This window comes from Winogradskyella forsetii (assembly GCF_013394595.1).
In the GTDB taxonomy this organism is placed as follows: Bacteria; Bacteroidota; Bacteroidia; order Flavobacteriales; family Flavobacteriaceae; genus Winogradskyella; species Winogradskyella forsetii.
In genome coordinates, this window is the sequence record NZ_CP053348.1 from 3,134,762 (window position 1) to 3,150,786 (window position 16,025).

The 16,025-nt window shown below is 37.3% G+C and carries 9 protein-coding genes; 4 read left to right on the forward strand and 5 right to left on the reverse strand.

Features of this window, described 5'->3' with window-relative positions:
- Positions 1 to 12 precede the first annotated feature (12 nt).
- Genes HM987_RS13680 through HM987_RS13695 form a run of 4 tightly spaced genes read left to right on the forward strand, consistent with a single transcriptional unit; the run spans position 13 to position 10,468 of the window.
- Positions 13 to 7,095 (forward strand): gliding motility-associated C-terminal domain-containing protein, encoded by a 7,083-nt coding sequence (locus HM987_RS13680; RefSeq protein WP_179008612.1) that lies wholly within the window; start codon positions 13 to 15, stop codon positions 7,093 to 7,095.
- Positions 7,096 to 7,110: 15 nt separating this feature from the next.
- A complete protein-coding gene (locus tag HM987_RS13685) occupies positions 7,111 to 8,049 on the forward strand; it encodes a PorP/SprF family type IX secretion system membrane protein (RefSeq protein WP_179008613.1) in 939 nt (312 codons plus the stop codon).
- A gap of 10 nt (positions 8,050 to 8,059) precedes the next feature.
- Positions 8,060 to 9,943, forward strand: coding sequence for an OmpA family protein (locus HM987_RS13690; protein WP_179008614.1), 1,884 nt, complete (start codon positions 8,060 to 8,062; stop codon positions 9,941 to 9,943).
- Between the two features lie 24 nt (positions 9,944 to 9,967).
- Positions 9,968 to 10,468 carry a GTP-binding protein gene (locus HM987_RS13695; RefSeq protein WP_179008615.1) on the forward strand — a complete coding sequence of 167 codons (501 nt, stop codon included), beginning with the start codon at positions 9,968 to 9,970 and terminating at the stop codon, positions 10,466 to 10,468.
- Here the strand turns inward: HM987_RS13695 and era are convergent.
- The 5 genes from era to HM987_RS13720 all read right to left on the reverse strand — a co-directional run bounded on the left by era (position 10,459) and on the right by HM987_RS13720 (position 15,848).
- Complete coding sequence (gene era, locus HM987_RS13700) at positions 10,459 to 11,340, reverse strand: GTPase Era (protein ID WP_179008616.1); 882 nt, start codon at positions 11,338 to 11,340, stop codon at positions 10,459 to 10,461. The two genes, HM987_RS13695 and era, sit on opposite strands and share 10 nt — an antisense overlap.
- A 98-nt stretch (positions 11,341 to 11,438) precedes the next feature.
- Positions 11,439 to 12,221: a formyl transferase gene (locus HM987_RS13705; RefSeq protein ID WP_179008617.1), complete on the reverse strand. Its 783-nt coding sequence runs from the start codon at positions 12,219 to 12,221 to the stop codon at positions 11,439 to 11,441.
- A gap of 6 nt (positions 12,222 to 12,227) precedes the next feature.
- A complete protein-coding gene (locus tag HM987_RS13710; RefSeq protein ID WP_179008618.1) occupies positions 12,228 to 13,193 on the reverse strand; it encodes a hypothetical protein in 966 nt (321 codons plus the stop codon).
- A 5-nt stretch (positions 13,194 to 13,198) separates the two neighbouring features.
- Positions 13,199 to 14,653 (reverse strand): MBOAT family O-acyltransferase, encoded by a 1,455-nt coding sequence (locus HM987_RS13715; protein WP_179008619.1) that lies wholly within the window; start codon positions 14,651 to 14,653, stop codon positions 13,199 to 13,201.
- Positions 14,654 to 14,711: 58 nt separating this feature from the next.
- Positions 14,712 to 15,848 carry a GNAT family N-acetyltransferase gene (locus HM987_RS13720; RefSeq protein ID WP_179008620.1) on the reverse strand — a complete coding sequence of 379 codons (1,137 nt, stop codon included), beginning with the start codon at positions 15,846 to 15,848 and terminating at the stop codon, positions 14,712 to 14,714.
- Between the last annotated feature and the right edge of the window lie 177 nt (positions 15,849 to 16,025).

Sequence of the window (16,025 nt, forward strand, 5' to 3'; positions counted from 1 at the left end):
TAAATTTTTTTAATGAGAGCCAAAGAGCAACGTTTTAAATGTTACCCCAAACTTGTAACATTTATTCTTATAGTATTAACCTGCAGTTTATCTTCAGCCTATGCGCAATGTCCGACTGTAACTAACAGTTCACAAACGTTTTGCGATGTTCAGTCTATTTTAGTTGGCGATTTACAAGCAACTGATAATGGTGGAGGTATTGTTTGGTATGAAACAGCTACTTCAACTACACCTTTACCAAATTCTGCCAGTCTTATAAGTGGTGAGGATTATTATGCCGATGACAATACTGGAACTTGCGGGCCAAGAGCTCGAGTGGACATAATTATTTACGGTCCACCAGTCGGAAGTAACTTTCAAGGCGTTTGTTTAGACGATCCTACGTTAGCAACCGTTGCAAGTTTAGAAGCCACAGGAAACGATGTACAATGGTATCTATCACCTTCGGGAGGTACGCCCTTAAATGATACTGACCTATTAATGGATGACACGTTGTACTATGCAGATCAAGCCAGTCCAGATGGAAGTTGTAGAACATCAAGATTAACAGTATTAGTAAATGTTGGGGTCACGCCTATGCCTATGGGAGATATGATTCAAAATTTTTGTAGTTCTCCCGAAGCTACACCTACAGTTGGAGATTTAGTAGCTAGTGGCAATAACAATTGGTATATCTCATTATTCTCTGCATTTCCATTACCAGCAAATACACCATTAATTAATGGACAAACCTATTATGGAACCACTTTAGATCCACCTTGTGAAAGTTCTGCTCGACTTATGGTCGTAGCAATTTTAGATGTAGGTCCAAATGCAGGCGAAGATGGTATATTGGATATTTGTGATAATAATTTCGGTGCAACATTTGACCTTTTTACATCACTTGGTGGCACACCTGATTCAGGAGGTTCATGGTCGCCAGCATTAAATAGTGGAACTGGTGTTTATAATCCAAACATTGATCCTGCAGGTGATTACACCTATACGGTAGTTTCAGGAAATAATTGTCCCGATGAATCTGCTACGGTTACAGTATCCATAATTCCAGAACCCAATGCTGGCACGAACGGCACATTGGATTTATGCAGCAATAATGGACCTGTCGATTTATTTTTAAGCCTAGGTGGCACTCCTGAAGTCGGTGGCATATGGTCTCCTGCTCTCGCAAGTGGTACTGGCATATTTGACCCAGCTTTAGACGCAGACGGTATTTATACCTACTCCATAACTGGAACAGCACCTTGTCCAGATGCTTCGGCAACAGTTGATGTTTCCGTTACGGCTTTTAATGATGCTGGTGAAGACGGAACTATTGATCTATGTGATAATAACGGCACAATCGATTTGTTTGACAGCCTTGGTGGAACCCCAGATATTGGTGGAATTTGGTCGCCAGCATTAAATAGCGGAACGGGAATTTTTGATCCTTTAGTAGATTCTGGAGGTATTTACACCTATTCTTTTACAGGAAATGCACCATGCCCGGATGAATCCTCAACAGTTACGGTAACTGTTGTTCCATTACCAATTGCTGGCTCTGACGGTTCACTTACCATCTGTAGTAATGATTTTACATTAGTCAATTTATTTGATAGCCTTGGTGGTACACCGCAAGTCGGTGGAACTTGGTCGCCAGCACTTAATAGTGGAACAGGAATTTTTAATCCTTCAATTGATACCGCAGGAATTTATACTTATACATTATCAGGAACACCACCATGTACTGATGTTTCGGCAGAAGTGAACGTTATAATAATAGAAGCACCAAATGCAGGCATTGATGCTGTGGTCGATATTTGTGATAACGATGGCCCAATTAATTTGTTCGATACCCTTGAAGGTATACCTGAAGCCGGAGGAACATGGACGCCTGCTCTGGCGAGTGGCACTAACATATTTGACCCATTAGTTGATTCTGATGGTACTTATACGTACACGATTACAGGAACCAATCCTTGTGCTGATGCAACGGCAACCGTTACAATTTCGGTAATACCTTTTCCAAATGCTGGACTGGACGGAGCGGTAACAGTTTGCAGTACTGATGGCACAATTGATCTTTTCGATAGCCTTGGTGGTACTCCTGAAGCAGGAGGAACATGGACGCCTACGTTAACAAGTGGCACAGGACTATTTGATCCATTAACTGATACTGCCGGAACGTATACCTATACAACTTCGGGAACTGGGCCTTGTAGTGATGACACAGCCATCGTTGAAGTGTCCATAGAAATTGCCCCAAATGCAGGTATGGCTGCCGTGGAAAATATTTGTAATAATAACGGAACAATCGATTTGTTTAATAGTCTTGGAGGCACACCTGATGTTGGTGGTTCTTGGACACCTGCATTGGCTAGTGGCACAAGTATCTTTGACCCATTGGTTGATGCTGATGGCGTTTACACCTATACGGTTACAGGTATTGCTCCTTGCGATGACGCGACAGCAACAGTAACTATAACAATAGCACCTTTTCAAGATGCTGGCTTAGACGGTTCAGTTACTGTTTGTAATGATGATGGCACCATTGATCTTTTTGATAGTCTTGGAGGTACTCCTGAAGCTGGAGGGATTTGGACACCTACATTGACAAGCGGAACAGGACTATTTGATCCATTAGTTGATTCGGCTGGGATTTATACCTATACTATTTTGGGAACAGGACCTTGTATCGATGATTCCGCTACAGTTGTCGTTTCTATAGAAACAGCTCCTGATGCTGGTTTAGATGGTTCTTTAACCTTATGTAGCTTGAACAGTTCTGCTGATTTATTCAATAGTCTTGGTGGCACTCCAGAACCAGGAGGAACATGGTCACCAGCACTTGCTAGCGGAACTGGAGTATTTGATTCTAGCTTAGATCTTGAAGGTGTTTTTACATACACAATTAACTCTGCCTTATGCGGAAACAGCACGGCAACGGTCACGGTTACAGTAATCGATGCTAACGAAGCTGGTAATAATGGCGTTGTAGAACTATGCTCTAATGAAACAACTGTGGATTTATTCAATAGTTTAGGAGGAACTCCAGATGCTGGAGGAACTTGGGCTCCTACGCTGACAAGTGGTACTGGTGTTTTTGATCCTGCGACGGATCCTGCAGGAATTTATACCTATACCGTTTCTAACAGTGCAACTTTATGTCCGGATGATTCTGCCACAGTTATTGTGACTATTTTACAAGCACCTGATGCTGGAAACGATGGCACCTTAAACCTCTGTGATTCAACAAACACAGTGGATTTATTCAATAGTCTTGCAGGAACGCCTGAAACAGGTGGAACTTGGACACCTGCACTTTCGAGCGGTACTGGAATTTTTGATCCAAACACAGATTTAGAAGGTGTTTATACATATACCATAACCAATTCTTGTGGAACGAGTTTTGCAACAGTCACGGTTTCCTTATCTGATACAAATGATGCAGGAACCGATGGTGCGAGCGACCTTTGTGCTACTGATGCAACAGTCGATTTATTCAATAGTTTAGGAGGCACACCAGATGTTGGCGGCACTTGGACGCCTACACTTTCTAGTGGAACAGGCATTTTTGACCCAACGGTTGATGCAGCTGGAAGTTATACTTACACCGTTTCAAACGCTTCAACGCCATGTCCTGATGCAACAGCAACAGTTACAGTCTCAGTTTTAGATGCACCTGATGCAGGAAACGACGGTACACTAAACCTATGTGATTCAACCAACACAGTGGATTTATTCAATAGTCTTGCAGGAACACCTGAAACAGGTGGAACTTGGACACCTGCACTTACGAGTGGAACTGGGGTTTTCGATCCAAACACAGATCCAGAAGGTGTTTATACCTATACCATAACCAATTCTTGTGGAACGAGTTCTGCAACAGTCACGGTTTCCTTATCAAATACAAATGATGCAGGAACCGATGGTGCGATCGACCTTTGCGCTACTGATACAACAGTCGATTTATTCAATAGTTTAGGAGGCACACCAGATGTTGGTGGCACTTGGACACCTACACTTACAAGCGGAACAGGTATTTTTGACCCAACGGTTGATGTAGCTGGAAGTTATACTTACACCGTTTCAAACGCTTCAACGCCATGTCCTGATGCTACGGCAACAGTTACCGTTTCAATTTTAGACGCACCTGAAGCAGGAAATGACGGTACACTAAACCTATGCGATTCAACCAACACAGTAGATTTATTCAATAGTCTTTCAGGAACACCTGAAACAGGTGGAACTTGGACACCTGCACTTTCGAGCGGAACTGGGGTTTTCGACCCAAACACAGATCCAGAAGGTGTTTATACCTATACCATAACAAATTCTTGTGGAACGAGTTCTGCAACAGTCACGGTTTCCTTATCAAATACAAATGATGCAGGAACCGATGGCACAATAGAACTTTGTTCTACTGATACGTCAGTCGATTTATTCAATAGTTTAGGAGGCACACCAGATGTTGGTGGCACTTGGACACCTGCACTTACAAGCGGGACAGGCATTTTTGATCCAACGGTTGATGCAGCAGGAACATATACCTATACGGTTTCTAGTGCAGGTTCAACTTGTCCAGACGCTACAGCAGAAGTTGCAGTAACATTTGCACAAACACCTGATGCTGGTACTGATGGTACATTGGACATCTGTTCTAGTGATTCAACCGTTGATTTAATTGATAGTTTAGGTGGAACTCCTGAAACTGGCGGAACATGGTCGCCAACCTTGGCCAGTGGAACAGGACTATTCGATCCTACAGTTGATACCGCAGGAACTTATACCTATACCATAACTAATTCTTGTGGCACTAGTTCTGCCGAAGTCACCGTTTCTATTTCAACAGCAAATAATGCAGGAACCGATGGTGCTATAGAACTTTGTCCTACCGATACGTCAGTGGATTTATTCAATAGTTTAGGTGGCACACCAGATGTTGGTGGCACTTGGACACCTGCACTTACAAGCGGGACAGGCGTTTTTGATCCTGCCGTTGATGCAGCAGGAACATATACCTATACGGTTTCTAGTGCAGGTTCAACTTGTCCAGACGCTACAGCAGAAGTTGCAGTAGCATTTGCACAAATACCAGATGCTGGTATTGATGGTACCTTGGATATCTGTTCTAGTGATTCAACCGTAGATTTAATTGATAGTTTAGGTGGAACTCCTGAAACTGGCGGAACATGGTCGCCAACCTTGGCCAGTGGAACAGGACTATTCGATCCTACAGTTGATACCGCAGGAACTTATACCTATACCATAACTAATTCTTGTGGCACTAGTTCTGCCGAAGTCACCGTTTCTATTTCAACAGCAAATAATGCAGGAACCGATGGTACAATAGAACTTTGTCCTACCGATACGTCAGTGGATTTATTCAATAGTTTAGGAGGCACACCAGATGTTGGTGGCACTTGGACACCTGCACTTACAAGCGGGACAGGCATTTTTGATCCTGCCGTTGATGCAGCAGGAACATATACCTATACGGTTTCAAGTACAGGTTCAACTTGTCCAGACGCTACAGCAGAAGTTGCAGTAACATTTGCACAGACACCAGATGCTGGTATTGATGGTACCTTGGATATCTGTTCGAGTGATTCAACAGTCGATTTAATTGATGGTTTGGGAGGCACACCGCAAACTGGAGGAACATGGTCACCGACATTAGCTAGTGGTACAGGACTATTCGATCCCACAGTCGATGTTGCTGCTGATTATACCTATACTATAAATAATTCATGTGGTACTAGTTCTGCCATAGTAAGTGTTACTATTTCCGTAGCAAATGATGCTGGTACTGATGGTTCAATTGAATTCTGTAGTAATGATGCTGCTACTGATTTATTCGACAGTTTAGGAGGAACACCTGAAACCAATGGAACTTGGACGCCTGCACTTACAAGCGGCACAGGCGTTTTTGATCCTTCCGTTGATGCAGCAGGAACTTATACCTATACCGTTTCAGATGACACATCTTCTTGTCCTGATGCCATGGCTTCAGTAGAAGTTACAGTTATTGCACCACCAAACGCTGGTATTGATGATACTTCAAATATTTGTATTGATGATACAGATCCTGTAGATTTATTTGACAGCCTTGGAGGTTCTCCGGATATTACCGGAACATGGACACCTGCCTTAGCAAGTGGAACTGGAGTGTTTGACCCTACAGTTGATGTGGCTGGTGATTATACGTATACGGTCAGTTCTGCAGAATGCAACCTAACTGATGCAGCCATTGTAACGGTTAGTATTATAGATTTACCTGATGTTACAGGACTTACACTTACCGACGATACTATTTGTTTAGGAGGAGACGCCAATATTAATATTACAGGTGCAAACCAATTGTTAGATGGCGATTACACCATTGTCTATGAACTTAGTGACGCAAATTCATCTACAAATACTATTTCAATTTCCGTTGTTGGAGGAAGTTCTTCTTTTGTTGTTCCTCAAAACCTATTACCAAATATAGGGACGACACGAGTGACATTACTACAAATTTTCGTTACAGGACTCGCATGTTCTGGTGACACACAAGATGTGTTACCAATCAAAATTTTCGTGGAAGATCCAGCGACACCACAAATTATTGATAATGGTGCAGAGTTTTGTATTGAAGACAATGCTACTATAGATGATTTAACCAATAACATTGTAGATCTAGAAACTATTATTTGGTACGACCAACCAGTAGATGGTAATGCTTATGATGGTTCTGATTTACTTCAAGATAATGAAGTGTATTACGCCTCAATCCTCACGGAAAATGGTTGTGAAAGTACAACGCGATTAGAAGTCGCTATAAATCTTGTTGAATGTATTGGTACTCTATTAATACCTGATGGTTTTTCTCCAAATAACGATGGCGTGAACGATGTTTTCGATATTTTATTTATAGAAGAACTTTATCCTAATTTTAAAGTAAGTGTTTACAATAGATATGGCAACATCCTCCACGAAGGCGATAAGGATTCCCCTCAATGGGATGGGACATCGAAAAACAACAATACTGTTTTACCGGTTGGTGTCTATTTTTATATCATAGAATTTAATGATGGAGAAACTGAACCCTTACAAGGCAGAGTTTATCTAAGTAGATAAATACGACATATTAAAATGATTAATAAATTAACAACATATTGCATTACCATATTGGTTCTCATGTTAGGATGGATATCTCATGCGCAGCAAGATCCGCAATACACTCAATATATGTATAACATGAGTGTCATAAATCCTGCTTATGCTACAGATGACAATACGATGATGAATTTTGGTTTGCTTTATCGTACACAATGGGCAAGATCTATTGGAGGCCCAACTACAGCGTCTTATTTTGTGCATTCTGCCATTACAAATCGTATGGAAGGTGGCATATCTATTGTCCACGACCAAATTGGAGATGTCGTTAAACAAACGAGTGCTTATGCAGATATTGCCTATGTGCTCCCAGTTGGAACTGAAACTAAATTATCTTTTGGAGTCAAAGCTGGCGCCACAATTTTCAATACTAACTTTGATGGATTTGTGTACTCCGATCCAGAACCAGATCAAGCATTTGCCGAAAATATTAGTCGTACCTTTCCTAACATTGGAGCTGGTTTATTCCTCTTTTCCGAGCATTATTACATCGGGTTATCAGCACCAAATTTATTGGAAACGAAACATCTCGAAGAAGATAGTGGTATCGTATCCCAAGGGTCTGAAAACATTCACTTTTTCCTTACGGGTGGTTATGTTTTTGATTTGAGTGATACATTTAAACTTAAACCTTCCTTTATGACGAAATACGTTAATGGCGCGCCTCTATCGGTGGATTTAAATGCTAATATTCGATATAACGATATGGTAGAGTTTGGTTTAGGGTATCGTTTTGATGATTCATATACTGCTATGATTAATTTTTCGATGACGGATGCGATTCGTATAGGTTATGCTTACGACCATACGATATCCAATTTAGGTCGATTTAATTCCGGATCACACGAAATAATGCTATTATTTAATATTGGAAGTTCCAGAAAAGGCTATGACAAATCGCCAAGATTTTTCTAATTGAAGACAAATGAAAACGTTTAAACTATATATTGTATTTACTGTTTTAATCACCGGAAGTCTCTGCTTTTCCCAATCTAATAAAGCAGATGACCTGTATGAAAACAGAGCCTATGTTGAAGCGGCTGAGCTTTATTCGCAACTACCAAAAACGGCCACTAATTTGGAGAAATTAGGTGACTGCTATTATTACAATTCGGAATTTGATAGTGCTTACAAAGCGTATAAACAAGTGTATGATTTAAAAGGGAATACTGAAGAATTAACTGAAGATTTTTATTTTAAATATTTTGATGTTTTAAGAGGTACTAAAAATTATAAGGAAGCAGATGAAATTTCAACACTTCATTTAAACAACCCTATAAATACCGATAACTTTAAATCTTTATTAAAACGAATTATTCCATACAAATATGAACTGGAAAGTTTAACAGGCGATGTTGGCGGTTCTAATTTTGGAGTTGGTATTTATGGTAATAAAATTGTGTTTGCTTCCACTAAAAACCTAAAAAATCCAAATTACCAATGGAATGGCAAGCCTTATTTAGATTTATATCAAGCCACTGTGTCAACTGGAGAAACTATGGCTTTGGACAGTATAGAACCATTCAACAAAGAAATAAACACATCTAAACAACACGAAAGTAACGCCGTATTTACCAAGGATGGCAAAACCATGTACTTTTCTAGAAACCTCAAAAAACGTATTGACTTAGATTCTACAAAAATTGCCGTTGTCAGTATTTTTAGAGCCGAATTGGTTGATGATGAATGGACCAACGTAGAAGTTTTACCTTTTTGCAGTGAAACCTACTCTACTATGCATCCTGCGTTAAATAATGATGAAACCAAGCTCTATTTTTCTAGTGATATGCCAAATTCCTTAGGGTCTTTCGATATTTTTTATGTTGATATTTTTGGTGGAAACCTGTATGGACAACCCGTAAATCTAGGTGCCAATATAAATACAATTCGAAGAGAGCAATTTCCATTTGTGGCTAAAGACAGTACCCTTTATTATGCCTCTAATGGTAAACCTGGTTTTGGTGGTTTAGATTTGTTTTCAAGTAGCGTTAAGGACGCTAAATTTTTAGATGCGCTCAATATGGGAGAATCCATAAATAGCGCAAAGGATGATTTTGCATTTGTGGTCGTTGATTCTTTGAACACAGGCTATTTATCCTCTAATCGTTCTGGACTTGATAATATATATACGTTTAAACGTGTGGAAAATGAAAGGACGTATTATATAGAAGGACTTGTGACGGACAAAGTCACTGGCGAAATCTTACCGAATACCACAGTGACATTGTTTGATGAAGATGGAAATGTCGTTGCTGAACAACTTGTTGGCGAGGATGGTAAATACAAGTTAAGCACCCAACCGAACCAAAAGTATTCTCTTGAAGGTTTTCAACCTAAGTATATTCCTCAAGTCGAGTTTTTTGACACTAATGACAAAGGTAATATAGAATTTAATATTGAGCTTGAAATAGAATCCTATAAGGATGCTGAAGAAATAGTCACTGAGGATACAGAAGGAAACACCTATATTGAATTAGAAAATATATATTTCGACTTTGCTAAATGGGATATTAAAACTCAAGCGGCTAAAACCCTGGATGTCTTGGTGGATTTACTTAAAAAGTATCCTAGAATGGAAATTCAGCTTGGTGCGCATACCGATTCTAGAGCCAGCTTTGAATTTAACATGGATCTTTCCGAAAAACGGGCACGTGCAACACTCGAATACTTAGTGCAAAACGGTATTTCTAGAGCAAGATTAACCTCTAAAGGTTTTGGAGAAACAAAACCATTGGTGCCATGTGGTGATAACTGTACTGAAACAGAATTTTCAATTAACAGACGTTGTGAATTTATAATTTTACGTTAGAGCATTTTGTAATCGCCACATAGTATGTCACTTTCCGATGAAATCGTTTTAAGACCTCGCTTTAAAATTGAAGTGCTAACTAACAACGAAACACTTTTGGAAAGCTTTGAAGAAAGGAAATCTCTTCAAACTGAATTTATCGTTTCTAGAATTGACGATCATGTTTTTATTAAATTCCCTAAAAAAGATCAGCACTTTTGGTCGCCACAGCTCCATTTGGAAATCAACGAAGAAGGCAGTGATAAATCCATAATTCATGGCTTATTTGGACCTAATCCAACGGTTTGGACCTTATTTATGTTTTTACATTTTATAGTGGCAGGCTTATTTTTTGGCTTCGGAATTTGGACATATACCAATGCAACTTTAAATAATTCTTATGCCATACAATTGTCCCTTACCCTTTTAATGGTCCTAATTTGGTTTGTATTGTACTTTGCTGGAAGAATTGGACGCTCAAAAGGGCAACCAGAAATGTATAAGTTGCAAAGTTTTATGGAGGAAACCCTCAGCGATTACCGCTGATTATACCCAAAACGCTTTAACTGGTTCTGATTGCTTCTCCAGTTTTTATTCACTTTTACATACAGTTCCAAATGCACTTGCTTTCCAAAGAATTTTTCCAAATCCTTGCGTGCTTCCACGCCAACACGTTTTAAGGCAGATCCTTTATGACCAATGATAATTCCTTTTTGGGTTTCACGCTCAACCATAATTACAGAACGCATTCTAATGATGTTTTCTTCTTCAAAAAATTCTTCCGTATCTACCTCAACAGCATAAGGAATTTCTTTCTTGTAGTGTATCAAGATTTTTTCCCTAATCGCTTCGTTTACAAAAAAACGTTCGGGTTTATCCGTTAATTGATCTTTTGGATAAAATGCTGGCGATTCTGGCAATAATTCAATAATTCTATTAAATACATTCTGAACATTAAAGCCTTCTGTTGCAGAAATAGGAAAGAATTCCGCATTTGGCACCTTGGTTTGCCATAATTCTGATTGCGCTTCTAATTGTTCTTGATTGGATTTATCAATCTTATTCAACAATAACAACACAGGAATCTTTGAATTGGTAATCTTATTGAAAAAGGCTTCATCTTTTAATTCCTTCTCCCCTATTTCAACCATATAAATCAAAACGTCGGCATCATCGAAAGCGGACTTTACAAAATCCATCATCGATTCTTGTAATTCGTAAGCTGGTTTAATGATGCCTGGCGTATCGCTCAATATCATTTGAAAATCCTCGCCATTTACAATTCCTAAAATTCGGTGTCTTGTGGTCTGTGCTTTTGATGTGATTATGGATAATTTTTCGCCTATAAACGCATTCATCAACGTGGACTTACCTACATTAGGATTACCGATAATATTTACAAAACCTGCTTTGTGCATCTTAAATAATTTACTGCAAAGTTACAATCTTTAAAAGTAATATGTAAAAATTTGAATTCTAATGGCTAAACATTTTTTAGTATCTGAATAAATTAGAATTACTTGATTCCCCTAAACCATCTGTTATAAAGATAAAACCACAACGTCGGATGATAGAACAATTTGTTATTTATGGCTTCCTTAGTATTAGCTATGGATGTTAAAGAATTAGACTCAATATCCCTAATAGCATTTTTTAGAAGTGGTAGTGCTTTTGCTAATTGGAGGTAAGTATAACTCATAAAATTATCCCTGTGAGTAATCCCATCGGTTATGGTATCTTGGTAAAGAATATTCCCGGTATCAATGCCTGCGTCAACCAAATGAACGGTTACGCCACAATGTTCTTCATCCTTATTAATAAGGGACCAGTAGGCACCGTGCAACCCTCTATAAAATGGTGTAATACCAGCATGTATATTGATGAAGTTGGCATGTATGGATTCTAATGTCTTTTTTGACAATATTCTAGTAGTAACAATCACAACAATGTCAGGATTGAGGTCTTTTAAAATCTTCCGTCCTTCTTCCGAATTGATGGAAGTAACTTCGGTAGTCTTTTCAGTCGGATAATTAGTTTCACTGATACCGTTTGCGTCAAGAATTTCTTGAAATCGTTTTTTTGAAGTTTTATTAATATAGGTTACGGCAATTATTCGAAACAGCAATTGACCAATAACATGAACAACCCCTAGCCTTTTCACTCTTCGTTTTAACATAGTTGACGTGCGCTCGCCTCGGTCAATAATTATATGTTCAATATTAAAATCAGCTATCAAACTATTGTAAACCATTTTTGGATAGTTCCAATCACCTGCGATCATTATTATCTTTTTGCTCATATAATACTAGTTTCTTTTCGACTTGATATAATCAGCAATTGTAGTTGCAATGAGGTTACGTCCATGATTGTTCCAATGCCAATCATAGATTAATGTAGTCGCTTTTTTAGATGTCTTCATAGTATCTGCAAAATCTATAATTGCTATTTGATTCGCTTTACAATACTCTAAAAACCGTGAACTTGTTTTTCTTGAATCTAACAAAAGCGATGTTTTGTTTTTATCAAAACCATATAGATTTATAAGACTCTTAAAATTTTCGATACGTTGCAGATCTATTGTTTTTTGTTCGGATTCATCGGTAGATTCTATTTCATTAGTTTGGTATCCATTTTCAGGTTCTTCAAATGCTTTTCCGCTAACCAGGCGTTTTAGAGGTTCCAATATTCCTATTTTAGAACCATAGGCTAAAATTTTAATATTATCCCTGATTTTAAATGGTGTTGAATTCACTAACTTTAGGCGGTCGTAATTTGGTTCATACATGGCACGATCTAAATCACTTTCGTAATTGAGATAAATGATGATTTCATCTATTACATCGAAGTCTTTTTTATAAGCCTTTATGAGATGCATCTGGTTTGCCAAATCATAACCCGAATAGCCATATTCATAGACTTCAGAATTCGGTATTCTATCCTCTATTTTTTTTCCTGTGGAATCATCAAAATCTTGATGAAAACCTTCTATAAATGAATCTCCAATTAAAGCAATTTCAAACTTGTCTTTACTTGGTGTAAACTCACGATGCGAATTAAAACCCGATTTATTAATGCTAAATCTTGAATAGTTTTGATTTCTATTTCCAGTAACAGCGTAACCTGTATTACCAGGTACACGTTTCTCTACACCAAATTCGTCAATAAAACGAGGTGGATCTTCAGTATATAAATGAAATATCCTTACTACAACCTCAACAATAGCGAGTATGAGTATAATATATAGTATGGTTTTTAAAATAAACTTTTTCATCAGATCTAAAATTGAAAATAAATGAATGATCTGTTTACGCCATCATCATAGAACAGTAATATACTGATTATTATCAGAGCATATAATAGCAATCTAACGATTGGACTTTTAAACTTGAATGGATGACGTTCATCTTTGCGAATTAGATATTCGTAAAACGTAAATAATGCTATCAGCACGTAAAAATCCAGCATTCTGTAACCCATAGGATGTACGTAAGCTTGATATGTGAAATTGTTAACAATCTGGCTGATGTAATCAAAGGCATCACTTATGGATGGCGACCTAAAGAATATTCTAGAAAACGTAACCAAAATAAAAGTCAGTAACACTTGAAGTACTTCCTTTAGGGATGGCAACCAACTGTTCTCAGCAATCACATTATTGGCATACAATCGATTTCTTCCCAATAAAAACACCGGAATATAAAGCACGGCATGAATAGCGCCCCAAAACACAAAGGTCCAGTTGGCGCCATGCCACAAACCACTGACCAAAAATATGATGATAATATTCCTAATGGATTTGAGTTTACTAACCCTAGAACCACCTAACGGAATATATAAATAATGCCTAAACCAAGTTGATAAAGACACATGCCAACGTTGCCAATATTCAGCAATATTCCTTGAGAAATTAGGAAATTTGAAGTTGGACATCAATTCAATACCAAACAATTTAGCCGTACCAATGGCAATATCCGTGTAACCACTAAAATCGCCATAAACTTGAAAACTAAACAAGCACACGCCCAAGATTAATGTGGAAGCTGGATAGGATGCGTAGTTAGCAAAAATATCATCGACCATAGGTGCCAACGAATCTGCAATGACTAACTTTTTAAAAAATCCCCAAAGAATCAATTTCAAGCCGCTTGAAGCTTGTTCGTATTTAAAAACACGTCTGGTATTTATTTGATTTAATAAGTTTGAAGCACGCTCTATTGGACCAGCAACCAACTGTGGAAAAAAAGCGACGAATGCTGTAAAGGAGATAAAATTTCGGGTTGGTTTTAGCTTTTTATAATAAATATCGAATGAATAGGACATGGTCTGAAACGTATAAAAAGAAATACCAATAGGTAAAATAATACGCAAGGTCCAAGTACTTTTCATCTCGTAACCAAAAGCACTAAACGAATCAATAAAGGAATCAATGAAGAAATTATAATACTTAAAGAATCCCAACAAGCCTAAATTAAAAAACAGACTAACCCACAACCAATGTTTCGCTTTTTGTTTGTTATCAATATGTTTATAGATACGCTGACCGACATAAAAATCAACTAAAGTACTGAACGCAATAAGGAATAAAAATCGCCAATCCCACCAACCATAAAATATATAACTCGCAACAATTACCAATATATTCTGATATTTAAGATTTTTCTTAAATACAAACCAATAAAGCACATAGACTATTGGTAAGAATATTAGAAACTGAAGTGAATTAAACAGCAATTTGATCCATATTTAAAATGTTATTGGTGAGCTACAATCTATAGTTTAAATTACAGTATCAGTCTTTAACTGTAACCGAAATAGATTTTTTATGCCCTTTAATTAGGTAACTATTCTTATGATTTTTGAGTTGAAATAATTGAATATGATTATAGTTTTCTTGATAAAGGTAAAGGAATTCAAAAATCATTAATTTTAGAGCTCTGTTGTTGGCAGATTTAAAATCAACTAAAGTACAGGCTTCTTCTTTTTCGCTTAAATTGATATCAGAAAATTGATAAGTTACCTTTTCTGTTTTTTCAGATTCTTTTTCAGTAAACCTATGGGTCAACTTATGTAATGTTTCATTCAGTTTTTTCTCTCTAAGCTTTTGTTTTAAATCGTATTTACTTTTTAGCGTAGATGCCAAAACTTTAGATGTTACGGACGTGCTATCATAGAAAATATGATATTCAAAATCGTATTGTTTGGTACACCATCGCGATTTATATTCAAAATAACCTTTTGAGAAATCTAGGTTTTCCATTCCATTATCTATACACCATTCTATTAATTTCATTATGGTTACTGCCCCTAAATGAAACTTAAAATAATCGATATCAAAAACTGTGATGGCATCAAAAAGGGTGTTGTTAGATAAGTAACTTAAGGTCACACCAATGGGCTTATCATTATCATAAACGACAAACAGTGATGCCTTTTTTTCTAAAATCAATGGAAATGCCACCTCATAATAAAAAGACCATTCCTTGGGGTCTAAATTATTATTGGTAATTTGTTTATCGGCAAAACGTTTTTCTAGTAAATGCTTGAATGCTTTAAAAATGAAGTCATATTCAGACTTTGAAATATCTCCATAAAACATTTTATAGCTAATGTTAAATGAATCTTCCAATCGTCTCTTGTACTTATTATTTTTATTCCTACTATTCCTATTGAAATTATCGAGCATATAGTCATTTAAACTCTTATACTTGCTGGTTTCAATCAAAAATCCTGGATATTGCTTAGACTTGAGGAGTTTAATTTTCTGGCCTAGTTGAGTGGTATCCAACTCAAAATAAGTGGGCACATCATAAACCAAAACTGTTTTATTGTTCAAATCTGAATCGCAGCCTGAATTTAAGTTATAACCCACACCTTTAGTATAGGTCTCACCTACATTAACATAAACGAGGCTACTATTAAATTTCACAAATTCCAATTCTGAAAAAAACTTGAAAGATTTTACTTCGTCACTTTTTGAGGTAAAATGTTTTAGCCAAATAGATTTAAAACTTTTAGATAAAAAAGGATTTTGATTAGTCACTTCTAAATTTATACGTTGTTAAAATTCATTGTCAAATGGAAAACAATCTTAAAAAAATTCAAA